The sequence below is a fragment of the Kribbella sp. NPDC026596 genome (assembly GCF_040638415.1).
Classification (GTDB): Bacteria; Actinomycetota; Actinomycetes; order Propionibacteriales; family Kribbellaceae; genus Kribbella.
The window spans coordinates 1-25,667 of sequence record NZ_JBEZYF010000081.1 but is presented as its reverse complement, the minus strand read 5'-3'; the positions used below and the strand labels follow the sequence as shown (position 1 = coordinate 25,667).

Sequence of the window (25,667 nt, the reverse complement as noted above, 5' to 3'; positions counted from 1 at the left end):
TGTTCTCAGTGCTGGTAGCCGTAGACGCCGCGCGACTCGTCGCGGACGACATGACCGTTCTCCAGCTCGATCACACGCTTGCGCATCTGGTCGACGATCGACACGTCGTGGGTGGCCATCACCACCGTGGTGCCGGTCCGGTTGATCCGGTCCAGCAGCTTCATGATGCCCACCGACGTACCAGGGTCCAGGTTCCCGGTCGGCTCGTCGGCGATCAGGATCATCGGCCGGTTCACGAACGCGCGGGCGATCGCGACCCGCTGCTGCTCACCGCCCGACAGCTCGTCCGGGAGGCGGTCCTCCTTGCCGTCCAGGCCGACCAGCTCCAGCACCTCGGGCACCGTCTTGCGGATGTGCGAGCGGGGCTTGCCGATCACTTGCAGGGCGAACGCAACGTTCTCCGAGACGGTCTTGTTCGGCAGCAGGCGGAAGTCCTGGAACACGGTTCCGATCTGCCGGCGCATCTGCGGGATCCGCCAGCTGGCCAGCCGGTTCAGGTCCTTGCCGGCCACCATGATGTGACCCTTGGACGTCCGGTGCTCACGCAGGACCAGACGCAGGAACGTCGACTTGCCGGACCCGGAGGTGCCGACCAGGAAGACGAACTCGCCTTTTTCGATCTCGACGTTGACGTTCAGCAGAGCGGCCTTGGACTGGCCCTCGTACGTCTTGGACACATTCTCGAAGCGGATCACGGGATCATCCGGCCGTGGTCGGGAACAGGGAGCGACGCGACGGTAACCACGTTCTGCACCGTACGCCACCGGAGCGGCCGTCGATCAGTGTAGGGGCTCCCGGGCGTGCCGCCGACCAGGCGGGCCGGTCCGTACGTGTGCGTCCGATAGCCGGTGCACGACGTACGACGTACGACGACTCGGGATCAGGCCGGGCTGGGGGCCGTGCCGTTGTCCGGGCGGGCGTCGGCGATGCGGGCCAGGACCGGCTCGGGCTTGCGGCCGGCGCGGCGGGCCGCCTCGACATGCAACCTGGCCAGCTCGACGGCCTGGCGGGAGACCTTCAAGGTCCTCTTCTCAGCCATTCTCACTGTCTCCCTCGACGATCTCGACGTCCAAGTCCGCAATATCAGCGTACGCCGCCGGGCCGACCCGGTCGATCGCAACGGAGGCCGTCAGCGCCGCGACCAGCTCGTAGTCCTCGGGTTGTAACAGCTCGGACCGCATGAGCGAACGCAGCGTGACCACACCCGCGTCCGTGCCCGCGTCCTCACCCTCGAGGATCTGCTCGACCGCCCACCGGACCATTCGCATGGTCTCCTCGCGATGCCGCCAGGTGTTCAGCTCGCGATCCGACTTGCGGACCATGTACGAACCCAGCGCGACGCCACCGAGGACGAGCAACGGACTGAGGGCGGCCATGATGACACCCACCACCGCGATCCAGGTCGGAATCACGGACACACCCTGGCACTCATCAATGTTCTCCCAATTCCGTGGTGCTGACCGGTCGATGATGCTACGAAGGAGCATTCCACCGGCCACCGACAGAACCGCCAGCATGACAAGGAGCAGTGTCATCGTGATGGACGACTCCGACGCGTACGACGTGTTCGTACAGGGAACCGTGTTCCTCGACATCGTGCTGACCGGCCTCGAGTCGGCCCCGACCACCGGGACCGAGATCTTCGCCGAGGGCATGGGGTCCTGCCCCGGCGGTGTCGCGAACTTCGCCATCGCCGCCAGCCGGCTCGGTCTGAAGACCGGCCTCGCCGCGGTCTTCGGTGACGACGTGTACGCCGACTTCTGCTGGCGGACCCTGGCCGACCAGGAGAGCGTGGACCTGTCGCACTCGCGCCGGATCGGTCACTGGCACTCGCCCGTCACGGTGTCGATGTCGCTCGAACGGGACCGGGCCATGGTCACGCACGCGCACGAAGCCCCCGGTGACCCGAGCAAACTCGTCGGGCCCGGCCTGAAGACCCGTTCCGCGATCGTCCCGGTCGAGGACGAACTCCCCGGCTGGACCGTCGAGGCGATGCAGTCCGGGGCGCTGCTGTTCGGCGACGTCGGCTGGGACCCGACCGACGAGTGGTCGCCCGCGGTGCTCGACGTGCTCGAGGGTTTCCACGCGTTCACCCCGAACGCGACCGAGGCGATGGCCTACACCCGTACCGACACCCCGAAGGCCGCGCTGCACAAGTTGGCCGAGCGGGTCCCCCTCGCGGTGGTCACGAACGGCGCGGACGGCGTACTCGCGATCGACTCGACGACCGGGGAGGAGGAGCAGGTGCCCGCACTCCCGGTCCACTCGTACGACCCGACCGGTGCCGGCGACGTCTTCCTCGCCTCGCTCGTCCTCGGCACGCTCCGCGGCTGGCCGCTCGCCCATCGCCTGGCCTTCGGCAACCTCTGCGCCGGCCTGTCCGTGCAGCACTTCGGCGGCTCGCTCGCGGCCCCCGGCTGGGGCGACATCATCGACTGGGTCCGCGACCACAGCCGCCACCGCCCCGGAGGCGTCGACCCCGAGATCCTCAAGCACTACACGTTCATCGGCGACGTACTCCCCGAAGGCCCGGTCCCGATCGTCCGCCGCGCCTCGGCCACCATCGCCCGCCTGTCGGACGCCTGACGGTCGCGGCAACGAGTGCGAGCAGGAGCCCGGCCGCCAGGAACCCGTGCGACGGGCTGGTCCGGTCGATCGCGAGACCGGCGAGTGCCGAACCGCCCGCGCTGCCGAGGTTGTTCGCGGTGTTGATCCAGGTGCTCGCCTCGGTGCGCTGGTACGGCGGGGTGACGTCGTCCGCGGCCAGGTAGGACACCACGAACAACGGCGCCACCGCGACACCAGCGGCGGCCATCACCACCCCGAGCACGACCAGGTTGGTTGCGAGAGACGCCGACAGCAGGCCGACGGCCAGTACGCCGATCAGCCCGGCGAGATGGGTCTGCCACGACCGGGTGTGCCGGCGACGAGCCCAGAGGAGCCCGCCGACGGCACTGCCGAGGCCGATCCCTGCTTCGACGTACCCGGCGCGCCCGGGCTACCCGCGCGCTGAGCGACGCCGGCGACGCAGAGATACGCGACGCTGACTCCTGAGGCCGTGACCATGATGACCAGCAGGATCCGTCGCAGCCCGGGGATGACGAGCGGCCCCAAGGGGTGGCGGGTCGGCGGAGGCGCGATCGTGGACTTGGCCACCGGACTGGTGACCATCGCGATGGTGCCGACGACCATCAGACCCGCGCTGCAGGCGAGGGCCGCGGGCGCGGACACGATGCTGATCAGGACGCCGGCAAGCAAGGGGCCGGCCAGGAACAGGGTCTCCTCGGAGACCGCATCCAAGGCATAGGCCCGTTCCTTGAGCGACGACCCGTCGGTGAGCAGTCGCCAGTTGGATCGCATCGACGGTCCCAGCGGGGGCGCGAGCAGTCCGGCCGCGCCGACGACCAAGAGGTTGCTCGTGGCAAACGCGAGTACGACCAAGGCGACAGAGCAACCAACCGCCAGCAGCGGGAGTATCCGGCGCTGGCTGTAGCGGTCGACGAGTCGTGCCTTATAGGGCATCGAAAGCGACGCAAGGCCGAACAGCGCGACCGCGGCACCGGCCGTGGCGAACGAGTCGGTGGACTGCTGGACAGTGAAAAGCAACGACAACGGGAGCAGACCGTACGACAGCCGGCCGACCAGCGCAGGCACGAACGTGCGCAACGCAGCCGGCAACAGCAGCACATCACGGTAGCTCCCGGCACGAGTGCCGGACAAGAGAACGCTCCTGAGATCCCACGACGCCCAACCAGACGCCGCCCAACGAACAAGGGCTCAACCGCAATCGGGAGCACTGTCTAGTCACAGGAGCGGCACATGCCTTGAGATTACCCGATCCGACGACCCTCGGAGTCGTAGGGTCGGGGGGTGCGCGGGCTGTGGGACTGCGCGGATGGAGGTTGTGGGATGGCGGGTGCTGGGATCAGTCGGCGGCGGGTGCTGGGGTTCGGGGCCGGGCTGGCGGCGATGGCGGTGGCTGGGTGTGGGTCGAACAGCGGGCGGCCGGAGTCGGGCGGGTCGAGTGGATCCAATCCGGCGTTGTCGCAGTGGTACCACCAGTACGGCGAGGCTGGGACGCAGCAGGCGGTCGAGCGGTACGCGAAGGCCTACCCGGACGCGACCGTGACGGTGCAGTGGTCGCCGGGTGACTACGACAAGAAGACCTCGACCGCGTTGCTGACCGACCAAGGGCCGGACGTGTTCGAGTACGGCAACGGGCCGACCATCGACATGATCAAGGGCAACCAGGTCGTCGACCTGACCGACTTGCTCGGTGACGCCAAGGCTGACTTCGCCCCGTCGCTGATCGACCGGATGACCTACCAGGACAAGCTTTACGGCATCCCGCAGGTCACCGACATGCAGCTGCTCGTCTACCGCAAGAGCCTGCTCAGCGCGGCCGGCGTGCAGCCGCCGCAGACCGTCGACGAACTACTCGACGCCGCGAAGAAGCTGACCACCGACAAGACCAAAGGCCTCTTCGTCGGCAACGACGGCGGCGTCGGCGTCCTCGGCGGACCGGCGCTGTGGTCGGCCGGGCTGGACTACCTGACCGAGGACAACCAGTTCGGCTTCGACGACCCTGCCGCGGTGGAGTCGCTGCGCAAGCTGCGCGAGTTCTGGACCTCGAAGGTTCTGTTGCTCGGGGCACCGACCGACTGGTCCGACCCGTCCGCGTTCACGCAGGGCCTGACCGCGATGCAGTTCACCGGCCTGTGGACTCTGCCGGCCGTCCAGAAGGCGTTCCCCGACGACTTCGGCGTACTCCCCTGGCCGAAGCTGAACGCGACCACCGGCAAGCCGAGCGTCCCGGTCGGCGCCTACGGCTCGTGCGTGAACGCGAAATCCAAGAACATCGACGCGGCGAAGAAGTTCGTCAAGTGGCTGTGGGTCGACCAGACCGACGACCAGCTCGACTTCGCGCAGTCGTACGGCTTCCACATCCCGGCCCGTAAGAGCCTGCTCGCGAAGGCGGACAAGCTCAAGTCCGGCCCGGCCGCCGACGCCGCGAACTTCGTCAACGAGAACGGGCACGCCCAGACCCCGATCCTGTGGTCGCCCAAGTCCGGTACGGCGTACTCCGACGCACTCAACCGGATCATCCGTAGCGGCGCCGACCCGGCCACCGAGATCAAGAAGGTCAAGTCGGTCGTCGACGCCGAGCTGAAGCGGATCGCCGGCTGATGGACATTCAACCCCTGACCGACGACGACCGTGAGCTGATCGAGCTCGCCCGCCGTACGGTCGACGCGAATACCGACGGACCGGACGGCGTCCACACGATGGGCGCCGCGGTTCGCGGCGTGGACGGGCGGATGTACGCCGGGATCAACCTCTACCACTTCACCGGCGGCCCCTGCGCCGAGCTCGTCGCCCTAGGCCGCGCCCGCGCGGAAGGCGCCCGCGAGCTCACCACGATCGTGGCCGTCGGCAACGAAGGCCGCGGCGTCGTCGGCCCCTGCGGCCGGGACCGCCAGGTGCTGGTCGACTACCACCCAGGCATCCGCGTCATCCTCCCCACGGCGGACGGCGTCGGCTCAGTACTGGCCACCGACCTACTCCCCGGCGCCTACCGCTGGACCCCGAACCCCTAGCCCCGCAGCGGTGTCAGGCGACTTTCCACGTCCTGTCGCCGAGCGTTGCGACGAGGTCCACAGTGCCGCCGAGGGCGGCGACGTACGCACGAATGACCTCGATGCCGGAGATCTCGCCGTTCTCGATCTTCGAGATGCGGGCCTGCGAGACATGCAGCAACTCCGCAAGACCTGCCTGGGTAATCCCCGCGGCCTTGCGCATCTCGGCAAGCTGATGTCCGCGAACGTAGGACTCCCTGCGCTCGCGGGCTACCTCCTTACCCGCGGCACGCTCGGCGGCAGTGCGCGGATCGGCGGCGCGCGCCTTGGCCTTGACGTCTTTCCAGTTGGCGTTGTCGCTCATCCTCACCCCTCCTCCTTCAGCGCGATCAGGTGTTCCGCGAACCGCTCATCCGCCAGCGGAACGGCGGTCCGGTACCAACTCTCCCACCGACCCGACTTGTCGCCTGCCACCAGAATGATGGCTTCCCGCGCCGGTACCACGCCTCGACCTCTCGATGGAGTTTGATCTCCCAGCTCATCGGTCAGAGTATAACCTATTTGTCATATCGATGAGCTGAGTATCGGCGATCTAAATGATCGGTGCGGCGGTCACCGCAGCCGGATCTCGCCGGCGCGGAACCACCAGGTGATTACCTCGGCCTCGAGGATGCCCGCCTGCACGGCCGGATCGTCGGCCGCGTGCCGGCGGGCCTCCTCGAGGCCGGTCCGATAGACACACAAGCCACGGAGTTTCTCGTCGTCGTGGTCGCGGAACGGACCGGCCGCACCCATCACGCCCTCCTTCCGGAGCGCGTCGAGGAAGTCGAGATGGGCCTGCTGGACCCGGTCCTGCTCGTCGTCGGGCAGCGCCGGTGGATGGGCCGGCCGCCGGAGCAGGACGAGCGCAAGGCTCTCCATCCCCGGCCGCGGTGGCGTGCTCACGACTCCCTGGCCGTCGGCCGGCCCACTTCGACCAGCCGCTGGGCGAGCATGAACGTGTTGCCGTCCGGGTCGTAGAACGTGGCCAGGCGCACCTCGTCCGCGATCTGCCGCGTCTCCCCGTCGAAACGCGTCCCGAGCGACTCCAGATGTGCGCGGGCCTTGTCGATGTCCTGGACCCCGAAGGTGACGACCACCCCGCCCTCGGTGTTCGGCTTCTCGACCTGGCCGATCCCGACCGAGATCCCGGGTAACGGCGTACTCAACTCGGCCCAGCCCCAGGACTCCAGCCGGTGCACGACCTCAAATCCGAGCGCCTGCTCGTACCACCGGAGCGACTGCTCCAGATCGGCGACCTCGAGCGCGCACGTCGCGCGCCCGTCGTACTCGATGCTACTCATAGTCCTGTTTTTATACTAAGCTTACTTTCGTGTCAACGCTGGTGACCCTGGTCCACCTCCGCTGGGCCGTCCCGGTGCTCGCCCAACTGCACCGCGGCTTCGGCGGCCGCTTCGTGAACCTGACGCACACCCTCGGCGTCAGCCGCGAGTCCCTCAGCCGGACGCTCGCCTTCCTGATCGAGGCCGGCCTCATCCGGCGCAACCCGGGGCACGGCCACCCGCTGCGACCGGAGTACCTGCTGACCGAAACCGGCGCCCGGCTCGCCGAGCCTGCCGCCGCGCTGACGGACCTGCTGCAGGAGCTCGATGCCGGCGATGTCGGCCTGAAGAAGTGGTCCTTGCCGATCCTCGCGCTGCTCGTGGACGGCGAGCGTCGCTTCTCCGAGCTGCGCAACGCCCTGCCCGGTACGTCGAACCGCGCGCTGACGCTGGCGTTGAAGGACCTCGAGTCCTCCGGGCTGATCGTCCGGACCGTGACCACGGGCTATCCGCCCACGACGTCGTACGGCGCGACGCCGCCCGGACTGCGGTTGGCGCGCGCGGCCGAGCGACTCCAGCTCAGAACGCCGGAATGATGTCCTTGCCGTAGGCGGCCAGCGTCTCTTCCTTGGCGTCGTGCTGGAGGTAGACGGCGAACTGGTCGACGCCGAGTGCCTTCAGTTCCTCCAAGCGGGCCAGGTGATTCTCGACCGGGCCGAGGATGCAGAACCGGTCGACGACCTCGTCCGGCACGAAGTCGGTGTGCGTGTTGCCGGCCCGCCCGTGCTCGGCGTAGTCGTAGCCCTTGCGGCCCTCGATGTAGTCGGTCAGTGCCTTCGGGACCGCCCCGGACGTGCCGTACCTCGCGACGATATCGGCCACGTGGTTGCCGACCATCCCGCCGAACCACCGGGTCTGCTCACGCTGATGAACCAGGTCGTCCCCGACGTACGCCGGTGCCGCGACGCAGAACTTGATCGCCGCCGGATCACGGCCGGCCTCCTCGGCGGAACGTCGTACCGCCCCGATCATCCACTGGGCGATGTCTGGGTCGGCGAGTTGCAGGATGTACCCGTCGCCGACCTGGCCGGTCGCGGCCAGCGCCTTCGGGCCGTACGCCGCGACCCAGACGTCCAGCGCGCCGTTCTCGACCCAGGCGAACTTGAGCTGCTGACCGCGGTACTCGACTGTCTCGCCGCGCGCCAGCGACCGGACCACGTCGACGCACTGCTTCAGCTCGTCGATCGTGCCGGGCTTTGAGCCGAGCGTCCGCAGCGCGGAGTCGCCGCGACCGATCCCGCAGATCGTCCGATTGCCGAACATCTCGTTCAGCGTGGCGAACTGGGACGCGATCACGGTCCAGTCCCGGGTGCCCGGGTTCGTCACCATCGGGCCGACGATCACCCGCTGGGTCGTGGCCAGGATCTGGCTGTAGATGACGAACGGCTCCTGCCAGAGCAGGTGCGAGTCGAACGTCCACACGTAGTCGAATCCGGCCTCCTCGGCCTTCCGCGCCAGGTCCACGACCGTGGACGCGGGCGGATCGCACTGGAACACCACACCGAAGTCCACAGTCTCCCCCTTACATCAAATACGACGACAGACCGCGCTTCAGGAACTTCCCCCGGCCCTTGCGGCCATGGTAGTTGCCGTCAGCCACAATCACCTCGCCGCGCGAGATCACGGTGCCCACCCGGCCCTGGATCTCGACCCCTTCGTACGCCGAGTAGTCCATGTTCATGTGATGCGTCTCGACACCGATCCGCGTCGTACCGTCCGGGTCGTAGACGACCAGGTCGGCGTCCGAGCCGGGCTGGACGATCCCCTTCTGCGGATACAGCCCGAACATCCGGGCCGGCGTGGTCGAGATCGTCTCGACCCAGCGCTCCAGCGAGAGCTTCCCGTCGACCACACCTTGGAAGATCAGGTCGACGCGGTGCTCGACGCCGCCGATACCGTTCGGGATCTTGGAGAAGTCGCCGATGCCGAGCTCCTTCTGGTCCTTCATACAGAACGGGCAGTGGTCGGTCGAGACGATCGCCAGGTCGTTGCTCCGCAGGCCCTTCCACAGGTCCCTGGCGTGTGACTCGTGCTTGCTCCGCAGCGGGGTCGAGCAGACCCACTTCGCGCCTTCGAAACCGGGCGCGCCCAGCTGGTCCTCCAGCGTCAGGTAGAGGTACTGCGGGCAGGTCTCCGCGAACACGTTCCGCCCGGCGTCGCGGGCGTGCGCGACGGCTTCCAGCGCTCCGCTCGCGGACAGGTGGACGATGTAGAGCGGGCAGTCCTGCGCGACCTCGGCCAGCGCGATCGCCCGGCTGGTCGCCTCGGTCTCGAGCGCCGCGGGCCGGGTGATGCCGTGGTAGATCGGGTCGGTCTCGCCACGGGCCAGCGCCTGCTGGACGAGTACGTCGATCGCGATGCCGTTCTCCGCGTGCATCATGATCATCGCGCCGTTCTCCCGCGCGGTCTGCATCGCCCGCAGGATCTGGCCGTCATCGGAGTAGAAGACCCCCGGATAGGCCATGAACAGCTTGAAACTGGTGATGCCCTCGTCGGCGACCAGCTGGTCCATCGCCTTCAGCGCGTCGGTGTCGACCCCGCCGAGGATCATGTGGAACGCGTAGTCGATGTGACAGTTGCCATCGGCCTTGGCGTGCCACGCGGCGAGCCCGTCCTGTACCACTTCCCCCGTTCGCTGGACGGCGAAGTCGATGATGGTCGTCGTACCACCCCAGGCCGCCGCGCGGGTCCCGGTGTCGAAGGTGTCACTGGCCGCGGTCCCGCCGAACGGCAGCTCCATGTGCGTGTGCGCGTCGATCCCGCCCGGGATCACATACTTGCCGGCGGCATCGATCACCTCGTCGGCGGTGACCGCGGGCGTGTACGACGGGTCGAGCACGGCGACGATCTTCTCGCCCTCGACCAGCACATCCGCGACCCGCGTACCGGTTGGTCCTACGACAGTTCCACCCTTGACCAGCAAAGACATCCAGGCCACTCCCCTTTGAGCGGTTATGTTTACGGCTTGGTCAGATCCCCGTACGCATCCGGCCGGCGGTCGCGGTAGAACTGCCAGCGGTCGCGGACCGTGTCCAGCAGGCCGAGGTCCAGGTCGCGGACGATCAGTTCCGGATCGTGGTCGTGGCCGACGTCGCCGACGAACTTCCCCTCCGGGTCGACGAAGTACGACGTACCGTAGAAATCGTTGTCACCGAAGTCGGACTCGATGCCGACCCGGTTGATCGCGCCGATGAAGTACTCGTTGGCCACCGCACTCGCCGGCTGCTCCAGCTTCCAGAGGTACGCCGAGAGCCCGCGGCTGGTCGCGGACGGGTTGAACACGATCTTCGCGCCCGCCAGGCCGAGCGCGCGCCAGCCCTCGGGGAAGTGCCGGTCGTAGCAGATGTACACGCCGATCCGGCCGACCGCGGTGTCGAAGATCGGATAGCCGAGATTCCCCGGGCGGAAGTAGAACTTCTCCCAGAACCCCTTCACCTGCGGGATGTGGTTCTTCCGGTACTTGCCCAGATACTTGCCGTCGGCATCGATGACGGCGGCCGTGTTGTACAGCACCCCCGGCTGCTCCTGCTCGTACACCGGGAGCACCATCACCATCCCGAGCTCCTTGGCCAGCGCGGCGAACCGCTCCACCGTCGGCCCCGGCACGGCTTCGGCGTACTCGTAGAACTTCGGATCCTGCAGCTGGCAGAAGTAGGGCCCGTAGAACAGCTCCTGGAAACAGATCACCCGCACCCCGGCCGCAGCCGCCTGCCGCGCATACTCCTCATGCGCCTTGATCATGGACTCCTTGTCACCAGTCCACGACGTCTGCACCAACCCAGCCCTGACAACCTCCGCCACGAGAACCTCCCCAAGTAGCCGAGCACCCATGCTCCATCCCCCGGCCACCCCCAGTCAACGACTGTCTCCAGATATCAGACCAGTAACCTAACTGGTATCTTCCGCACACCAAGCAGCCATCTCCCGTAGTCCCTCTTCGACCTCAGCCTCGTGGGCCAGCCTCAGCACCCTCCGCAGCGCCACGTCACCGCTCGCGACATCAAGCCCCTCCAGCATCGCTTTCCCCGTCCCTCACCCCAGCACACTCCACGCCAGTTCCACCACCGGGAATCCGGTCTCGGCGATCAGAAGCCGCTCTCCCTCAACCATCCGGAAGTCGGCATCCAACTGCGTCAGTACGTCGGCCTGTGTGTGCCGCTGGAGCTCAGCCGTATCCAGCGCGCCGTACGTCAGTAGGACACTGCTCACTGCCGGCGCCTCCACCAACACTCCTACTTCGTCAAGCATCTGCATCGTGCGCTCGCCAATGGCTCGGCAGACCACCTAATCGGGGGCCCGATCTCCGACCCTGTGCCTAACGAAGCCTGGAGAGGACTCATTCGTAGCTCCGCGCTGCCAGCAAGGCGTCAGCTGTCAGGACCCAGGGATCGTCAGGGGCGTTCCGGCCGGAAGTTTCAGATAGGAGTTCTCACGGCTGTCATCCATTTGGGCACCCAACTCCTCCGGACATACTGACCGCCGCGTCGATCAGAGACGGGACTAGCTGCCGAGTTTGCGGATTGTTCGTACGGCGGCGTCGTAGATCTTGTCGTAGTCGTCGTGGGTGCGGGAGTCGCCGGATCGGGTGGCGACCTGGGTGACGATTCCGAGGCTTGGTGGCTCCGGACCTCGGCGGTTCCGGGCCCCGATCTGCAGATTGATGGCTCCGTTGATCGACAGCGTCGCCGAGTCGACGTCCGGTAGGTTTGCGACAAGCTCGGGCGACAGTCGTTCGCTGACGATGAAATAGAGCCAGTGGCCGTCGCCGATGAAGCTCGCGATCTGTGCCGGATCGATCGGGCGGGCAACCGATACATGGCGGCCCGGACCCGGGACGAGATCGTGCATGATCAGGCGGTACGGGGCGAACTCCGGGGGAAGCTCACCCAGCAGAGCGGCGACCTGCTCGGCCTCCAGGGCCGGAAACTCGCGTCTCCGGCCCCTTCCGGCTCGTCGCCACTGAGCTGGATTCAGGAGCTCGGTCATGGAACGTATTTTAAGAAGAAGACGTGGTCGAAATCGCCGCTGTTCCGAAGATCGTTGATGGCGCGTCGTTCACGGGCGATCGGCAGTCCGCCACGAGTCGCCCGGCCGACCTGGACCGCGATCGTGCTATCTCCGCGCTTCATGACCAGGTCGGGGAACCTGGAGCCGTACTTTTGCTCCGGCATGCTGCCACCCGACGACACCTGCCACCCACGCGCCGCCAGCCGGTCTTCCGCCTCCGCGATGCGATCGACGTGCGCCGGACTGCCGCGCCGACCCCACGGGTTCGGCACCTTGCAGGCATTGTGAACCAGCAGCGAGCTGTCGCCGACGTGGTAGGTGTGAATGCCTTCGACGCTCAAGTTGTAGGCCAGAGCCCGTCGTTCGGTTCCCGCTGTGAGTCCCGAGACCCTGACCGGACGGTTGTCGGCATCGAGGACGTGTTCACCTGGGCCGAGCTCGTCGGCGCGTTCGAAGCGCTGGTCGGTGACGGACCAGAACGGATGGTCCTCGGTCGTCGTGATGACCTCACCGTCGACGGCCAGGTCGATGACGGTGTCGTCGTGGACGAACACGTGCTCAACGGCCTCGGCGGCCTGCTCACCGGTCTCGGGGTCAGTGGCGACGACCTTGTCCCCCACCTGGACGTCCTCGATCGGTTTGTGTTCGCCATCGGCCATCAGAACAGATGTCGTACCGCTGAACGAACACGATCGGGCAGCGGTCTTGCCAATGACCTTGCCGATACCGGAACCCGCCGCGGGTATCGCCTTTCCAACAAGCGCCTTGCCGGCTGCACCGACCACGGGTGTCGCCGCTCCACCGACAGCACCTGAGACCGCACCGGCGACGACTTCCTTGGCGAAGTTGGCGGTACTGAAGGACTCGTTGTCGTCGAGAGCGACGCTGGCGCCGTACCCAAGGCTGGCTCCCGCCGCGCCCATCACCGCACCCGCCACGATCAGACAGCCGATGCCTGCGGTGGCGCCGCAGAATGCTGCTGTGCCGACCACGGCCACGCCGATTGCGACTGCCTCGCCGATTTCGGAGGCGTGGTCTTTGGCCCATTCGTGGGCTTCGTCGACCTTGTCTTCGACGTCGTTGACGCGCTTCTTGATCCAGCCGCCGATGCCGCCGCCCTTTTTCTTGTGGGCGCCGCCGTCGTCGTTGTTGGTGCCGCCGCCGTCGTCGCCGCGGTGGGGGTTCGGGTTGTCGTTGACGGCGCCGGCGACCGGGTACAGCTTGTCGACGTCGTCGTCGGTATAGCCGCCGCCGCCCCCGTCGCCGTCGTCCGAGTTCATCAGGCCGGTGGGGTCGGAGCCGGAGACTGGGTTGTCGTTGGCGTAGGTGTAGCCGAGCATCTGCTGGGGGTCGTTGGCGTCCAGCATGGGATCGACGCTGAGGAACCGGCCGATAGTGGGGTCGTACTCGCGGGCGCCCAGGGTGGTGAGACCGGTGTCCTTGTCTTCGGGTTTACCCAGGAAGCCGTGGTTGTCGGGCCAGGCCGTCGGTGAAGCACCTCGCGGGTCGCCGAAGGGTTTGGCATAGCGCTTGGTGGCGACCAACGTGTCGGCGTCCACGGCGACCGTGGAGGTGCCGTGGTAGTCGGGGACCAGCCAGGACATGTCCGAGGTCGCGGTGCCGTTCGCGGAGCGGACGCCGATGACCTGACCAGCGAAGTCGTACTGGCGCTTGCCGGCGACCTTGCGGGTCGCCTTGTCCAAGGTGAGTTCGAGCTCGCCGAGGAAGAGGGTGGTCTGCGTAGGTCCACGGCGGACCAGGAGGGCACCCTCGGCGTCGTACACGTAGTTGGTGTCTCCAGCTTGCCCGGAGAGCTTTTCCAGCCTGCCTTGGGGATTCCAGTTCAGGGTCTGGCCGGGGCGAACCGTGGTGTTGCCGCGGGCGTCGTAGTCGTAGGTCTTGGTCGGAGCACCGGTCTGCGTGACGCTGGCCAGGGTGTGCGGCTGGTCGGTGTTGTAGTTGAAGGTGCTGGTGACGTTTCCGGCGGTCGAGTGGTCGACCTGCGTCTGCCGCAGACCGATCGGGGTGTACGTCCACGACTGCCAGTACGGCGCTACTCCGCCAAGGCCGATCGCGCTCGGGGCCTGGGTGCAGTCGGCGTTGGCCGGCGTCCACGCCTCGGTGAGGCGGCGCTGACCGTCGTACTCGAAGCACTGCGCGTCGCCACCGTCGACCAGGTTGTCGTCCTTCAGCACGTTGCCGGTCGGGTCGTACGTGTACATGTGGTCGGCGAAGGTCTGAGCCTTACCCGCGGTGGTCCGGGCGAGACGACGAGTGCCGTCCTCGTAGATGTTGTTGATCTCCATGTCGGCGGCCGAGCCGAGCATCAGCTTCGTGACGTCACCGAACGGGTTGTACTCGGTCCCGTTCACATAGGTGCGGTCGCTGTGCATCTTGAGCGGCAGACCAAGGGCGTTATACTCGTAGTGCACGTCCTCCGCGCCAAGTCCCCCACCGGCCGAGAGAGACGTCATCGTCAGCGTCTTCTCGTCGGGCTTGTAGTCGTAGTTGGTCCAATAGCTGCCGTCGATCTCGATACCCTCGACCGACGGAATGACCCGCGTGACCTGGGTCGGCTTGTAGAGCACGTTCCGGCTGTTGATCATCGTCCGGTACGCCGGTCCTGCTTTGCCGGCTGTGTAACTCGCGGACTCGGCCACCTGCCCGAGCAGGCCGGTCTTGTCGTACCTCCAGTCGGCCAGCAGGTTCTCGGGCGCGACACTCGTCTTGTACAGCCCGGTCTTGCGGTCCAGAGCGTCGTACGTCGTGACCAGGGTGTTGTTCGTCGAGTCCGTGGTCGAGACCAGGCGGTCGCCCTCGTCGTACGTCGAGGTGGTCGTGCCCGAGTCGGGGTCCGTACCCTCGATCTTGCGGCCGCGCAGGTCGTACTTGTACGTCCAGGCCGCGCCGGCACCGTCCATCCGGGTTGTCCGGCCGGCGAGGTCGTAGGTGTACTTCGTGACGTCCGGCGTCCCGGTCGCGGTGTTGCCCTGGAACTCGCGCCGCTCGACGACCTGACCGTGGACGTCGGAGACTGTCGCGGTGGCCGGGCTCCCGGCCGGCGGCAGCACTGTGGTGATGTCGCCGCCATAGACCGTCGTGGTCGACCACTTCGGCTGCAGCATGCTCATGAAGGTCGACTTCACGACCCGGCCGGCGCCGTCGTACTCGTTGAACGTCTGGTTCGGCACCGAGGCATTCGGTACGGCGACCAGCGCGGCCGCGGGGGCCGAGGAGTTCCAGATGTCGGTGTTCGAGTAGATCGCCAGACCACGCGAGTCGTAGCGTGTCTCGCTGATCACCCGGCCGCCGTCGGCCCCTGGGGACTGGCTCTGGCGATTTCGTAGCAGCGAGTCGAACAGCTGGTACGACGTGTTGTATCCGTCGGCCTCGATGTTCAGCTGATCCGTGCGGATCGTCGACGGCGCCGTGTTCGAGATCGTGTAGGTGTACTTGGTGTTGGCGAGTTCCGTCGACGCCGGCGCTTGGCTCGGCAGCCAGACTCCGGTCAGCCGGCCGAGGGCGTCGTACGCCAGCTCGGTGACTTTGCCGTTCACGTCGGTCGTCTTCGCCGGCACGCCCCACTCGGGCTTGTACGTCGTCGTCGTGGTGAAGTTGACCGGCGTACCGCTGAAGTTGTTGACCGTCGGCTGCTTGACCAGCAGCTGCGTCAGCGGGCCGGTGGTCGCCGGTGTGTACGTGCTGGTGGTGACTCGCCCGAGGGCGTCGCCGGATGAGGTGACGCGGCCGAGCGCGTCGTACCCCTTGGTCCCAGTGGTCTGGTAAACCGGCAGACCGCCGGTGTAATGGTGCAGGCGCTGGACCGACGTCGCGTCGCCCAGCGTCGCGACGCCGTACGCCTTCCCGTCGTAGAACGTCCGGACGTCGGTGAGGACGCGGTTCTCCGGCGGGTTGGACGACTCGGCATCGCAGGCGCCGATCGAGGTGACGTTGCGGATCGGCAGTGCGATCAGCCAGGTTGCGGTGTTCTTGAGGTAGTTCGTGATCGTGCAGGTTTCATCGGTCTTGGTGGCGTCACCGTCGTCGGTGACGGTGGTCGGGAGCGTGTTGTCCGGGTCGTACTGGGTGCTGGACGAGCTGATCAGGTCCGGACGGCCGCCGTCGCGGGCGACGCGGCTCTGGGTGGCGGAGGCGCCGACGAAGGTGGAGGTGAGGGTGCCGCCGGGGACGGCGTACGACGCCTTCTGGGTGACGATGTAGTCGGTGATGACGCCGGAGACCTCGGTGTTCGAGGTGGCGTTCTGGTAAGTGACCTGTTCACGCGGGTTGCCCGACAGAGCGTTCGTATCGGCCCGGACCGCGCCCGTCGTGTCGGTGACGTCGACGTTCTTGACGGCGGTCGTTCCTTCGAGCTTGTCGCCGTTCATGCCGCGGAAGTACTTCGTGACCGACCTGCTGCGCGGCGAGGTGGTGTCGCTCGAGTCGCCGGTGTAGGTCGTGACCAGGCTGTACCCGCGCCAGTCCGACCAGGTTTTGTCGTCGTCCTTCAGCATCGGCGATTCCTGGTAGCGCCAGGCTCCACCGCCGGAGTAGACGTACTGCGTGACCATCGTCGCGCCGTTGCCGGTCTGGTCCGACGTCACCACGTTGTCCAGAACGTACTTGTGGAACCAGTCCTCGCGCTCGACCTCACGCGGTGGCTTCCACTTCACCGGATAACAACGCTTGGTATTGCTGTCCTTGTCCGGCCGCTCCCCGGACATGCACTCCTTACCGGCGTAGTTGACCATGATCTTGGCGCCGGTCTCGGTGTTGATCTCGCCGATCCGGAAGCGGATCAGGCCGTTCAGGCCGTCGGACCCGGAGTCGACGCGGTTCGCCAGGCCGACCGGCTTGAAGGTCACGTCGGGCACGCTGAGCGCCGTACCGACCTTGCCGCTGTGCGAGATGCCGTTGAGCCACATTGGCTTGCCGTCACTGCCGTCGCCGGTCGACGGGAAGGTCAGGTTGGTCTGCCAGAAGTCGACCGGCTGGTACGTCGTACCGTTCAGCACCTGCGTCTGGATCTGGTACAGGCGTTTGCGGGTGAAGAAGGTCGGCGACACCTTGTTGGTGCAGGCCGTCGCCGGATCGCAGACCTGGTCGAACGGAACATCCGGCCAGTTGGCCTTGGTCGTTGCGTTCAGCACCGAGCAGTTCGCCAGGCAGCGCTCGGCCGTGGTGAAGACGACCTGCTGCGGGGCCTTCGTGGTGTCGGTGAGTGAGGCGTCGCGCAGCCCGTAATCGATCCGGTTGAGATAACCGGCGCGGACGTACGGAGTGCCGGGCGAGGCGACGCCGTTCTTCGCGTAGTTGTTGGTCTCCTTGGTGTACCAGTACGACATCGCGTTGCCATGCAGGTCGACCACGTAGTCGAGATTCCAGCGCCAGGCCAGGTTGCAGCTGGACGCGGCGAACGTCGACTGGTGGCACGGCTCGGCTGCATCGTCACCGAACACCGGAGCGGTGAACACCGAGTTGGTCACGGCGGTGAGACCGGCCTTCAGCTTGTGCTTGCCGAAGTAGTACTGCGTCCCGTCGGTGGTCGTGACGCGCCAGTACTCCTTGCGCGCATCACCGTTGTCATCGGTGCCGATGAGCTTCTCGACCCGCGACCCGTCGTCGTTCTTGAGCTTCCAGGTGCTCGCGCCGATCGTGTCCCCAGAGGCCCGGATCAGCTCGTTGGACCTGCCGTTCAGCGTCAGCGTGGCGTTGTCGTACTTCCAGCACTGGTCGTACTTGCCGACGTTGCCGTCCTCGTCACAGCTCGTGTACTTGCGCTCGATGAAGGATTCCGTCAGGTCAAAGCCTTCACCGACCCAGGAGACCTGGTTGTTCGTGGCCGAAGTGCGACCGTCCACCGACTGGGCGGAGTACTGGAATGACAAGGTCGGCGCCGGTCCCGCGGCCGCGGGCGGCATCCGGAGCGGGTAGGACCAGGTGAAGTCCCCACTCGCCCCGCCACCCGACCAACTCGACGCCGCGGACAGTCCCGTGGCCGCGTAGTCGCCCGTACTCGAGTCCGAGCCGGCGGTGATCGCGAAGACCGACTGCTGTGCGCTGACAGCCGTAGTCGCGGTGACCGTGTTCTTCGCGGAGTCGTTGTCCGTGGGCAACGGCGTGCTGGTCGAGCACGCCGGGATTTCGGGCGTCGTGAGGATGCAAGCCGGCAGGGCAACGATCTCCAGGCGCGACCCCCAGTCACCGCCAAAAGCATTCGCGTAGCCGGAGTAGTCGAACGTCAGCTGGACATCGGATCGCGCCGCAGCCTTCGCCTTGACCAGTACGCCGCTGACACCGGCTCGCGCGCTCGCCGCCTGGTCGAGGAACTCGAGGTCGACCGTTGCGCTGCCGCCCCGCTGCGCCGAGCGAGCGGCAACGAGCCCGCTGGATCCGGACGCCGCATCGACAACGACGCTCCGGTGGCCCGGAGCCGGCCAGTTCACCGGCCGGCTCGCGAACTCGGCGGTCTCGGCGACCGCCTTCTTCAGGTCCGCGGACTCGACCGGCGGCGCGATCGGCGGAACGTTCTCGACCTTGACGCTCTTGGTCTTGACCGGCTTCGGCCGATTCGGGCTATCGGCCTCGGCCGAGCCGGTAGGCCCGACGATCGCCACGGCCGCGGTCAGCGACAGCGCGAGCAGGACCGGAAGTGCCCGGGTCCGTAGTGTGCGCAGACGTCGATTCATCAGGAGCACTCCGTCGGGTCGCCGCTGAATTCGATGCACAGCTGGCGTTGCGGTACAACGCCCGTGTAGACCCGCAGGTCATCCAGGTAGCCGTTGAAGGGCGCGTACGTCGTATCGGTCTCGTCCGGCCGCGCGACGATCGCCGCGCTGCCCTGGATGGGGGTCGTGAACGACTCGGTACCTCCGTCGCCGGACCGATCGGTGACGAGCAACGTCATCTCGTCGGTGGCAGCGCTGTACTCCGCTGCCAACGCCGTCCACTCGCCTGCGGTGGTCTGGTTGGTCGACTGGGTGGCATCGACGTACACAGCGGAATCCGTGTCGCTCGGGGCTCTGCTGAAGACCCACAGGGCGTTGTCGTCCACGCTCGGCCGGTATTCGATCCGCCAGGAGTCCTTCTTGGCTCCGAGCTGCCGCACGAACACCTGCGGCTTGGTCGGATCCTGGACCTTGACCCACATAGTCACGGTGAAGGATGCCGTCGAGTCGACCAGCGCCCGGTTGACAGCGAGGAGCTCCGAAGTCGATCCGGTGGCCGCCAGGACGTTGCCCCGTTCGGGGTCTTCGACGATTGCCGACGACTGATCCGGCGAACCGGCGAAACCGCTGACCGTCAGGCCCTGGCCGTACACAGTGTCGTCGGTCACCCACAGGCCGTTGGGCCGCGGTGCGATGCTGTCGAACGGGTACCTCGTGGCCAACGAGGCGACCGGCTCGTCATTTCCGGACGGACCGGTTCGCGGGTCGGCCACCTCGTTCGCCTCGGTGGCGGACAGGACCCGCGGGTAGATCTTCACGTCGTCGACCGCGCCGGCCAGTACGCCGATGCCCGTCCCGACCCGGTACGAGCCCACCTCGACCGTGCCGGTTGCCTTCCATGGCGTGTAGGTGAAGCTCGCGGTCGCTTGCAGACGGCCGTTCACATACAGGGAGATCGTCTTGTCCGTGGCGTTGAAGACACCCAGCAGATGCGTCCAGACGTTGAGGACCGGCGGGGCCAGCGAATCCACCCGGGCCTGGGCCGCGGTACTCGAGTCGCTGACGTTCTGGATGAAGGCCCAGCGGTTCACCGAGGCGGAGTACCGCAGGAGACCGCCGTTCGCCTGAGTTCCGGTGATGGCCACGACCCCGGCGTCCTTCACGGCGGTCGGGCGAACCCAGGCCGAGATGGAGAAGTTCTGCGAGGTGTCGATGACGCTCGCGGCACCGGACACGGTCGCCCGGTTGCCATTGGCGTTGTCACCGTCGAAGGTCAGCGAGCCGCCGACCCGGCCGGCGTCGTCGAACTCGGCGCCCGTGACGGTCAGTGGGTGGTTCTTGCCCGAGGAGTCGGCCGCCGTCGTCGTACCCGGTGCTTCGTCCAAGTTCCAGGCGCCGGACGGGGGCAGACCCGGACCCACGTTGATCCGGAAGTACTTCGTCGTACTGGTGTGCGCGGCCGCGTCATGGCTGACCGCTCCGAGCGTCATCAGGGTCTGCCCTGGTGTGAGCAGCGAGACGGTGACCGAGCGGCCGTTGACCTTGGTCATCTTGCCGTTGAAGCCGTAGCTGAGGGCAACGACGTCGGTACTGGTCGACGAGATCGTGTAGGTGACCTTGGCGCCGAACGGCACCGACTCCGGGCACACGTCAGGCGTGGAGCTGGTCAGGCAATCCGACAACGGCGTGCCGTTGTAGCTGGCGGTGATGGTCGGAGCGGGTGGAGGTGTCGTGTCCACCTTGAAGTAGCACGTGCCCGACCAGGCCGACGCCAGCGTCCCACCGGGGATGGCATAGAGGGTCCGGGCCCGGTAGGTGTAGAGCGACCCGTTGGCCAGGTTGGCGGGAGCGGTGAGTTTGACCAGTACGCCGGGAGACACGGTCGCGCCCTGGAACTCCCAGATCTGCTGGGACTGGCTGATGATCTGGAACTGGACAACGATGCGTGCGCTCGGGTCGCCCGCGCCGACCCGGCCCTTGGCGGAGACCTGCGGCCGCAGTGACGCCACGACGGTCGGGTTGCTGGACGGCGCGCACGGGCTGGGCAGGTCCGTCGCGGTCGCGGCGCCGAGCTCGTACGCCGGCAACGGGTAGGCGACGTACTCGATGGTCAGGATGCCCGTGCTGTCGAACTGCTTCCAGGCGATCTCATCCGCCTCGTTGGCCGCCCGGAGGCGGAACGTGGCCACGCTGCCGTTCGCGGTAGAGGTGTACTGGATCGAACTCGTCACGCCGAACTCGACGAAGGCCGCCGGACAGGACGAGTTGTAGCCGTTCGCACCGACGTAGGTCGCGACGTCGGCCTGCCACGCCGGTTGCTTGTTCCACGTCGTGGCCGACGAGATCGGGCCGGTCCGCGACAAGGTCACCTGCCGGTCCGAGCAACTCGCGGAGTGGATCTCGTAGGTCCGCAGCGATGCGGAGATGATCTTCTTGCTGGTGAACGCCCTGGTGTCGAACTGGAAGAACGACCGGACGATCTTGTTCTGCTCGAATCCCTCGTAGCCGACCCCGAGGCTGTGCGTGGTCTTCCAGAACGACGTGGTCGGATACAGCTCCCAGGCGGCGGTCCAGCCGGTCTTGGGCGCGGTGCCCGTGATGGTCGGATCGAGGACGACCGGGAAGACGGTGGCTGCGTCCTTGAGCATCCGCTGATCCGGCGTGACGGTCAGCCCCTTCGCGTCACCGCCGAACTGCATCAGGGCTCGCTTCGCCTGACCGGACGGACCTTCGTCGACCGCTGCGGCGGCGTTCGACTTCGACCTGCTGCTCGCGCCGGCCGAGTCCCACATCAGTGCCTCGCCGACAGTCAGCACCTGCCGCCCCTCGCGGTCGACGTACGCCGGACGCCCGGCCTGCGTGGTCCGCAGTTCGAGGTTCCGCGTCGTCACCGGGAACGTCAGCGTCCGCAGGGCCGGATTCGCCGCCGCCGCGCGTGACTTGACCACGAGGTTGTAGCTGAACCCTTCCTTGGTGGCGTCGACCGCCAGGTCCACGCCGGGAAGTACATCGGCGTACGTGGCGATGGAGCCGGCGATCACCGGTTTCGCCAGCGGCCAGGGCGACTTCATTTCGAAGACGCCGTCGCTGTCGGTGTACCGCGCCAGCACGCCGTCGCCGCCGCCCGAGAAGGCGACGTCACTCGTCGACGCCTTCGGCGCGATCATGCCGTCTGGCCGGGTGGCCAGCGTGGTGTCGATCAGCACCCAGCCCGAGTCCTTCTTCACCCGCACCGGCTGGTTCGACACCTCGGCGCTGAGCGTCCCGTGCGGCGTCGCGACGGTCCGCGAGTACTCCGTCGTCTTCTCCTCGACCTCGACCGAGGTGCCGTACTGAGCCGCCAGCCGAGTCGCCTCGGCAACCGTCTTGGCGGATGCCGGTGGACTCACCGGCTTGGCGGCCGCGGGAACCGCGACCAGCCCCGCGGCGATGACCGAGATAACTCCGACCTGGCGCACGAGCGCGCGCAGAAACCACCCGTTGGACGACATAACCCCACCCCTGAAAGTGACAACAGCCGAACTGCGAGCACCCCCGAGGTGCGCCACCCAGCGATGCTGAGGGCGGACTAAGAGTGACCGGCCGTTACCCGACGCGTCAACGAAATTGCAACAAGTGACAAACCTCGTCCGGACCCCTGGTTTTTTGGCCGCAGAAGTGCTGTCAGACGCTGAAGGTGCGGGGTTCTGCTGGGTGCACTCGGCCGCCCACGGTGGCATGGGTCGGGGGGTGCCAGGTGGTGTGGAGGTGGGAGCCGGCGCCTTGGATGACGAGGAGGTCCCGGGAGAGTTGGGCGGTTAGTTGGGTGACGGCGGAGCCGGTGGCTTCGTCTTCGGGGACACCCATGGCGGGGGCGAAGGCTCGGGCTCGGATGGTGGCGGTGGGCTCGTCGATCCAGGACCAGAGGAAGGTGTGGCCGGCTGAGTACGTCGTGGGGTCGGCGGACAGCACGTCGTCGGGGGTGGGCAGCTGATGCCAGTCCCAGGTGCTGCCCCAGGTGGTGTCGGCTCGGACGGAGATCAGGTCGCCGGTGCGGGTGACGGGGATGCGGCCCGCGGGGACGTGGAGGGTGTCGACCGGGTGGCCGTGGTGGTGGAGCCACCAGGCGGCGCCGACGGTGGGGTGGCCGGCGAAGGACATCTCGCCCGTGGCTGTGTAGATGCGGAGAGTGCCGGTCGCCGGATCGTCGACGTACACGGTCTCGCTGTAGCCGAGTTCGGCGGCGACGCGCCGGCGGTCGGCGGGTGGGACGAGGTGGCCTTCGACGATGCCGAGGGGGTTGCCGAACCGGCCGTCGGGGTCGGTGAAGACCCTGACGACCTCGACGTGGAGGGTGGACAACCCGTCAGAAGACGGCGATCGCGGCGATAACCGCGATCAGGACCACCGCGGCACCGACGACGGCCAGGACGCGGCCGTTCAGCTTGGGATCGGTGGTGGCCTCGGTCTGGCCCTCGTTGACGAAGGCGCGGAACATCTGGGTGTTCGCGCCCGGGTCCTGCTCGTTCTCCAGGTTTTGCGGGACGTTCTGCTCAGCCATGGCCACAGACCCTACCTGGCACCAGAACGAGCGCGACGGACGCCCGTCGAAGCCTGACACAGTGCTGACCTTTCTCTTGGCCTGATGTACCATTTGGTACATGCGCTTCGATCATTCCAGCACGATTCAGGCCTCCCCCGAGCGGGTGTGGCAGGTGTTCAGCGACGTCGAGCGGTGGCCCGAGTGGACCCCGACCGTCGAATCCGTCGAGCGGCTCGACGCGGGCCGCATCCACATCGGCGCCAAGACCCGGATCCGCCAGCCGAAGCTGCCGGTCGCGATCTGGGAGGTGACGGAACTCAAGGAGGGCGAGTACTTCGAGTGGGTCTCCAAAGGTCCCGGCATCAAGACCACCGGCGGTCACCGCGTCGTCAGTACGCCGGAAGGCACGGTGGCGACCGCGACGATCATCCAGGAGGGTCCGCTCGGCTGGCTGTTCGGCAAGCTGTACGCCGGTCTAACCAAGCGGTACATCGCGACCGAGACGGCAAAGCTGAAGCAAATCAGTGAGTCGTGAGTCTCTGCTGTCCGAGGCCGTCGAGCACTTCGCGAAGAACGGCATCGGAGACGCCAGCCTGCGTAGTATCGCGACCTCGATCGGCACCAGCCACCGGATGCTGATCTACCACTTCGGCTCCCGCGAGGGATTGCTCGCCGAGGTGGTGCGCACCGTCGAACAACAGCAGCGCGATCTGCTGGCCGAGGTGATGGCGACCGACCTACCCCTGGCCGAGCAGAACGAACTGTTCTGGCGACGTGTCACCGAGGCGACGCTGATCTACGGGCCGTTGTTCTTCGAGCTCAGCGCACACGCCATGCAGGATCTGCCGCACACCGAGGCTCTGAAGGCAGATCTGATCAACGTGTGGCTGCCACCGGTGATCGAGTTGTGCATCCGCGCGGGCATCCCGCCGGAGGAAGCACCGGCGTACGCACGGCTCGGTCTGGCCGCGTCCCGTGGGTTGTTGTTCGACTTGCTGCTGACCGGCGACCAGGCGGGCGTCGACGAGGCGTCCGCGCTGCTCAACCGGCTGTTCAGTCTCCCGGCCGAACCGGCGTCCTAGGCGCCCGGCTCGGTAGGAGTCGCGACCCAGCCGGCCACGATCGGCAGGCGGGACTCCCGCAGTACGGCGGCGAACGCGAACGGCCGGTCCAGTGCAACGTCGAGCCGGCGGGCCTGGCGGGTCGGCATCGACGCGCGCATCAGCGCCATCGACGTGACGGCCGCGGCCTCGAACCCGGTCGCGAAGAACCGTGCGAGCACCTTCTGCTTGGCCTGCCCGACGGCGAGCGGGGTCGGACTGATCGCGCTGAAGTGACCGCGCTCGCCCGGATCCGTGGTGACCGCGCTCAGCCCGAAGAGCTCACGCAACGCCAGTAGATCGTGCTCCGCCTCGACGTTGAACGACGGCAACGTCAGCTTCAGATCCGGCCGCGGCGCCGTAGTCTGGCCGATCTTCACCCCGGGAGCGACCTCCGCGCCAGGCTCCCCCTGGTCGATCAACTGGCTTCCGGATACGCCGTCGCCCGGTCGGGCCGCGGCGTCGAGCAACCCCGCGAGTACGTCGGCCTGCCCGCCGGAACCCACTCCAAGCAATACGTCGACATCCGCGTCACCGCGCACTGTGATCACGGTCAGATCGTCATAACGCCGTACGGCCTTCAGATCATCGTCGACGCGGTCCAGCCAATGCCACGAACCGGCCCACGGACCATCGCCCACGCGCCTGATCTGCTCGGTGAACGGGCGGACCCACGTGGTGCGCAACGACAGCGCGGAGGCGAGCACGAGCATGACGTCCGGCGTGATCTCGAGCGGCATCTCACGGATCAGGTCGTTCGTGTGCCGCGCCGCCCACGCGTCGAGCTTCGGCTTGTCGACGGCGGCCTGCCCGGTGAGCATGCCCACCAGCGGCGCCGGCATGATGCTGTCGAAGGACTCGGAGAGCTTGAGGTGCTCGCTCACCCACACACCCAGCGCCGCGTGCAGATCGGCCGACCCCTCGATCGCCTGGATCAATGCGTGCGCCTGCCGGGATCCCTGGTCGGCCGGAAGACCGGCAGCGGCAGCCAGCTCGGCGCGGCCCGGTTCGTCGGCGGCGGTCGCCAGGATCGCGAGCAACGGCCACAGGCCGAGCCCGGACACCACGGTGTTCCCCGCCGGGAGTTCGCGGGCCCAGCGGGTGGTGAGGTCGTTGACTGCGCGCACCACGTCGGCATCCATACCTCCACCCTGCCACACAGCTCCCGACCGGGATGACGCTGATTTTCATTTGCAAGTACTTTGTGTCAGGATGCCGCCCATGACGACGCCGTCCGGCACCGTGAAGGAGTCTGAAGGGTCCTCGATCGTCTTCACCGCGACCTTGGTTCTGCTGGTCGGGCTGGCGTTGTTCGGACGGCGGATCTTCAACGGTCTGTTCACCGACGACGGGGTGCGAACCTGGGCGACGATGTTCGTCGGCGTGACGGTGCAGGCGCTGCCGTTCCTGGT

General features: G+C 67.1%; 25 protein-coding genes and 1 pseudogene. 7 read left to right on the top strand and 19 right to left on the bottom strand.

The window, feature by feature from the left end:
* Nucleotides 1-5 precede the first annotated feature (5 nt).
* The 3 genes from ftsE to AB0E63_RS40185 all read right to left on the bottom strand — a co-directional run bounded on the left by ftsE (nucleotide 6) and on the right by AB0E63_RS40185 (nucleotide 1,412).
* Complete coding sequence (gene ftsE / locus AB0E63_RS40195) at nucleotides 6-695, bottom strand: cell division ATP-binding protein FtsE (protein ID WP_360378217.1); 690 nt, start codon at nucleotides 693-695, stop codon at nucleotides 6-8.
* A gap of 185 nt (nucleotides 696-880) precedes the next feature.
* Nucleotides 881-1,039: a hypothetical protein gene (locus tag AB0E63_RS40190; protein WP_360378214.1), complete on the bottom strand. Its 159-nt coding sequence runs from the start codon at nucleotides 1,037-1,039 to the stop codon at nucleotides 881-883.
* Nucleotides 1,032-1,412, bottom strand: a complete 381-nt coding sequence (locus AB0E63_RS40185) for a hypothetical protein (protein ID WP_360378211.1) — start codon at nucleotides 1,410-1,412, stop codon at nucleotides 1,032-1,034. Before AB0E63_RS40185 ends, AB0E63_RS40190 begins: the two co-directional genes overlap by 8 nt.
* 103 nt (nucleotides 1,413-1,515) lie before the next feature.
* Between AB0E63_RS40185 and AB0E63_RS40180 the strand changes: the two genes are divergently transcribed.
* A complete protein-coding gene (locus tag AB0E63_RS40180) occupies nucleotides 1,516-2,586 on the top strand; it encodes a PfkB family carbohydrate kinase (RefSeq protein WP_360378208.1) in 1,071 nt (356 codons plus the stop codon).
* Here AB0E63_RS40180 and AB0E63_RS40175 read toward each other — a convergent pair.
* Together AB0E63_RS40175 and AB0E63_RS40170 are read right to left on the bottom strand one after the other, a co-directional pair.
* Nucleotides 2,504-2,968, bottom strand: a complete 465-nt coding sequence (locus tag AB0E63_RS40175; protein WP_360378249.1) for an MFS transporter — start codon at nucleotides 2,966-2,968, stop codon at nucleotides 2,504-2,506. The genes AB0E63_RS40180 and AB0E63_RS40175 overlap by 83 nt on opposite strands.
* Nucleotides 2,884-3,720 (bottom strand): MFS transporter, encoded by an 837-nt coding sequence (locus AB0E63_RS40170; RefSeq protein ID WP_360378206.1) that lies wholly within the window; start codon nucleotides 3,718-3,720, stop codon nucleotides 2,884-2,886. The genes AB0E63_RS40175 and AB0E63_RS40170 overlap by 85 nt, the downstream gene beginning before the upstream one ends.
* 189 nt (nucleotides 3,721-3,909) lie before the next feature.
* Between AB0E63_RS40170 and AB0E63_RS40165 the strand changes: the two genes are divergently transcribed.
* Entirely contained in the window at nucleotides 3,910-5,187 is a 1,278-nt protein-coding gene (locus tag AB0E63_RS40165) for a sugar ABC transporter substrate-binding protein (RefSeq protein ID WP_360378204.1), read from the top strand.
* On the top strand, nucleotides 5,187-5,597 hold the full coding sequence (locus tag AB0E63_RS40160) for a cytidine deaminase (protein WP_360378201.1): 411 nt from the start codon (nucleotides 5,187-5,189) through the stop codon (nucleotides 5,595-5,597). The genes AB0E63_RS40165 and AB0E63_RS40160 overlap by 1 nt, the downstream gene beginning before the upstream one ends.
* A 13-nt stretch (nucleotides 5,598-5,610) precedes the next feature.
* Here the strand turns inward: AB0E63_RS40160 and AB0E63_RS40155 are convergent, their stop codons facing one another.
* The 4 genes from AB0E63_RS40155 to AB0E63_RS40140 all read right to left on the bottom strand — a co-directional run bounded on the left by AB0E63_RS40155 (nucleotide 5,611) and on the right by AB0E63_RS40140 (nucleotide 6,919).
* Nucleotides 5,611-5,940 (bottom strand): helix-turn-helix transcriptional regulator, encoded by a 330-nt coding sequence (locus tag AB0E63_RS40155; RefSeq protein ID WP_360378198.1) that lies wholly within the window; start codon nucleotides 5,938-5,940, stop codon nucleotides 5,611-5,613.
* 2 nt (nucleotides 5,941-5,942) lie between these two features.
* Entirely contained in the window at nucleotides 5,943-6,080 is a 138-nt protein-coding gene (locus AB0E63_RS40150) for a hypothetical protein (RefSeq protein WP_360378196.1), read from the bottom strand.
* A gap of 108 nt (nucleotides 6,081-6,188) precedes the next feature.
* Nucleotides 6,189-6,521, bottom strand: coding sequence for a YciI family protein (locus AB0E63_RS40145; RefSeq protein ID WP_360378193.1), 333 nt, complete (start codon nucleotides 6,519-6,521; stop codon nucleotides 6,189-6,191).
* Nucleotides 6,518-6,919: a VOC family protein gene (locus tag AB0E63_RS40140; protein ID WP_360378191.1), complete on the bottom strand. Its 402-nt coding sequence runs from the start codon at nucleotides 6,917-6,919 to the stop codon at nucleotides 6,518-6,520. The genes AB0E63_RS40145 and AB0E63_RS40140 overlap by 4 nt, the downstream gene beginning before the upstream one ends.
* A 29-nt stretch (nucleotides 6,920-6,948) precedes the next feature.
* Between AB0E63_RS40140 and AB0E63_RS40135 the strand changes: the two genes are divergently transcribed.
* Nucleotides 6,949-7,494, top strand: a complete 546-nt coding sequence (locus tag AB0E63_RS40135; RefSeq protein WP_360378189.1) for a winged helix-turn-helix transcriptional regulator — start codon at nucleotides 6,949-6,951, stop codon at nucleotides 7,492-7,494.
* Here the strand turns inward: AB0E63_RS40135 and AB0E63_RS40130 are convergent.
* The 9 genes from AB0E63_RS40130 to AB0E63_RS40090 all read right to left on the bottom strand — a co-directional run bounded on the left by AB0E63_RS40130 (nucleotide 7,478) and on the right by AB0E63_RS40090 (nucleotide 23,173).
* Nucleotides 7,478-8,470 carry a TIGR03842 family LLM class F420-dependent oxidoreductase gene (locus tag AB0E63_RS40130; protein ID WP_360378187.1) on the bottom strand — a complete coding sequence of 331 codons (993 nt, stop codon included), beginning with the start codon at nucleotides 8,468-8,470 and terminating at the stop codon, nucleotides 7,478-7,480. The genes AB0E63_RS40135 and AB0E63_RS40130 overlap by 17 nt on opposite strands.
* Nucleotides 8,471-8,480: 10 nt before the next feature.
* The gene (gene hydA, locus AB0E63_RS40125; protein ID WP_360378185.1) at nucleotides 8,481-9,887 is read right to left on the bottom strand and encodes a dihydropyrimidinase; all 1,407 of its coding nucleotides are present in this window, start codon (nucleotides 9,885-9,887) and stop codon (nucleotides 8,481-8,483) included.
* 29 nt (nucleotides 9,888-9,916) lie between these two features.
* Nucleotides 9,917-10,759 (bottom strand): nitrilase-related carbon-nitrogen hydrolase, encoded by an 843-nt coding sequence (locus AB0E63_RS40120; protein WP_360378183.1) that lies wholly within the window; start codon nucleotides 10,757-10,759, stop codon nucleotides 9,917-9,919.
* Nucleotides 10,760-10,990: 231 nt separating this feature from the next.
* On the bottom strand, nucleotides 10,991-11,167 hold the full coding sequence (locus tag AB0E63_RS40115; RefSeq protein ID WP_360378181.1) for a hypothetical protein: 177 nt from the start codon (nucleotides 11,165-11,167) through the stop codon (nucleotides 10,991-10,993).
* A gap of 291 nt (nucleotides 11,168-11,458) precedes the next feature.
* Nucleotides 11,459-11,944, bottom strand: coding sequence for a hypothetical protein (locus AB0E63_RS40110; protein WP_360378178.1), 486 nt, complete (start codon nucleotides 11,942-11,944; stop codon nucleotides 11,459-11,461).
* Nucleotides 11,941-18,654, bottom strand: a complete 6,714-nt coding sequence (locus AB0E63_RS40105) for an RHS repeat-associated core domain-containing protein (RefSeq protein ID WP_360378176.1) — start codon at nucleotides 18,652-18,654, stop codon at nucleotides 11,941-11,943. Before AB0E63_RS40105 ends, AB0E63_RS40110 begins: the two co-directional genes overlap by 4 nt.
* A complete protein-coding gene (locus tag AB0E63_RS40100) occupies nucleotides 18,654-22,124 on the bottom strand; it encodes a LamG-like jellyroll fold domain-containing protein (protein ID WP_360378174.1) in 3,471 nt (1,156 codons plus the stop codon). Before AB0E63_RS40100 ends, AB0E63_RS40105 begins: the two co-directional genes overlap by 1 nt.
* Before the next feature lie 172 nt (nucleotides 22,125-22,296).
* Entirely contained in the window at nucleotides 22,297-22,974 is a 678-nt protein-coding gene (locus AB0E63_RS40095; protein WP_360378171.1) for a PhzF family phenazine biosynthesis protein, read from the bottom strand.
* Nucleotides 22,975-22,978: 4 nt separating this feature from the next.
* Nucleotides 22,979-23,173 carry a hypothetical protein gene (locus tag AB0E63_RS40090; RefSeq protein ID WP_360378169.1) on the bottom strand — a complete coding sequence of 65 codons (195 nt, stop codon included), beginning with the start codon at nucleotides 23,171-23,173 and terminating at the stop codon, nucleotides 22,979-22,981.
* A 100-nt stretch (nucleotides 23,174-23,273) separates the two neighbouring features.
* Here AB0E63_RS40090 and AB0E63_RS40085 point away from each other — a divergent pair, with 100 nt between their 5' ends.
* Together AB0E63_RS40085 and AB0E63_RS40080 are read left to right on the top strand one after the other, a co-directional pair.
* The gene (locus AB0E63_RS40085; protein ID WP_360378167.1) at nucleotides 23,274-23,690 is read left to right on the top strand and encodes an SRPBCC family protein; all 417 of its coding nucleotides are present in this window, start codon (nucleotides 23,274-23,276) and stop codon (nucleotides 23,688-23,690) included.
* Nucleotides 23,680-24,237, top strand: coding sequence for a TetR family transcriptional regulator (locus AB0E63_RS40080; protein WP_360378164.1), 558 nt, complete (start codon nucleotides 23,680-23,682; stop codon nucleotides 24,235-24,237). Before AB0E63_RS40085 ends, AB0E63_RS40080 begins: the two co-directional genes overlap by 11 nt.
* On the opposite strand, the gene AB0E63_RS40075 is transcribed toward AB0E63_RS40080, so the two are convergent.
* Complete coding sequence (locus tag AB0E63_RS40075; protein ID WP_360378161.1) at nucleotides 24,234-25,397, bottom strand: serpin family protein; 1,164 nt, start codon at nucleotides 25,395-25,397, stop codon at nucleotides 24,234-24,236. The two genes, AB0E63_RS40080 and AB0E63_RS40075, sit on opposite strands and share 4 nt — an antisense overlap.
* Nucleotides 25,398-25,476: 79 nt before the next feature.
* Between AB0E63_RS40075 and AB0E63_RS40070 the strand changes: the two are divergent.
* Nucleotides 25,477-25,667: pseudogene (locus AB0E63_RS40070) on the top strand (hypothetical protein); the annotation flags it as partial.

What these genes read in the sequence shown, in the direction of transcription:
- AB0E63_RS40190 (WP_360378214.1), bottom strand. Translation starts at nt 1,039, where the DNA reads ATGGCTGAGAAGAGGACCTTGAAGGTCTCCCGCCAGGCCGTCGAGCTG.
- AB0E63_RS40180 (WP_360378208.1), top strand. Translation starts at nt 1,516, where the DNA reads ATGACAAGGAGCAGTGTCATCGTGATGGACGACTCCGACGCGTACGAC.
- AB0E63_RS40165 (WP_360378204.1), top strand. Translation starts at nt 3,910, where the DNA reads ATGGCGGGTGCTGGGATCAGTCGGCGGCGGGTGCTGGGGTTCGGGGCC.
- AB0E63_RS40160 (WP_360378201.1), top strand. Translation starts at nt 5,187, where the DNA reads ATGGACATTCAACCCCTGACCGACGACGACCGTGAGCTGATCGAGCTC.
- AB0E63_RS40155 (WP_360378198.1), bottom strand. Translation starts at nt 5,940, where the DNA reads ATGAGCGACAACGCCAACTGGAAAGACGTCAAGGCCAAGGCGCGCGCC.
- AB0E63_RS40140 (WP_360378191.1), bottom strand. Translation starts at nt 6,919, where the DNA reads ATGAGTAGCATCGAGTACGACGGGCGCGCGACGTGCGCGCTCGAGGTC.
- hydA (WP_360378185.1), bottom strand. Translation starts at nt 9,887, where the DNA reads ATGTCTTTGCTGGTCAAGGGTGGAACTGTCGTAGGACCAACCGGTACG.
- AB0E63_RS40110 (WP_360378178.1), bottom strand. Translation starts at nt 11,944, where the DNA reads ATGACCGAGCTCCTGAATCCAGCTCAGTGGCGACGAGCCGGAAGGGGC.
- AB0E63_RS40105 (WP_360378176.1), bottom strand. Translation starts at nt 18,654, where the DNA reads ATGAATCGACGTCTGCGCACACTACGGACCCGGGCACTTCCGGTCCTG.
- AB0E63_RS40100 (WP_360378174.1), bottom strand. Translation starts at nt 22,124, where the DNA reads ATGTCGTCCAACGGGTGGTTTCTGCGCGCGCTCGTGCGCCAGGTCGGA.
- AB0E63_RS40090 (WP_360378169.1), bottom strand. Translation starts at nt 23,173, where the DNA reads ATGGCTGAGCAGAACGTCCCGCAAAACCTGGAGAACGAGCAGGACCCG.
- AB0E63_RS40085 (WP_360378167.1), top strand. Translation starts at nt 23,274, where the DNA reads ATGCGCTTCGATCATTCCAGCACGATTCAGGCCTCCCCCGAGCGGGTG.
- AB0E63_RS40075 (WP_360378161.1), bottom strand. Translation starts at nt 25,397, where the DNA reads ATGGATGCCGACGTGGTGCGCGCAGTCAACGACCTCACCACCCGCTGG.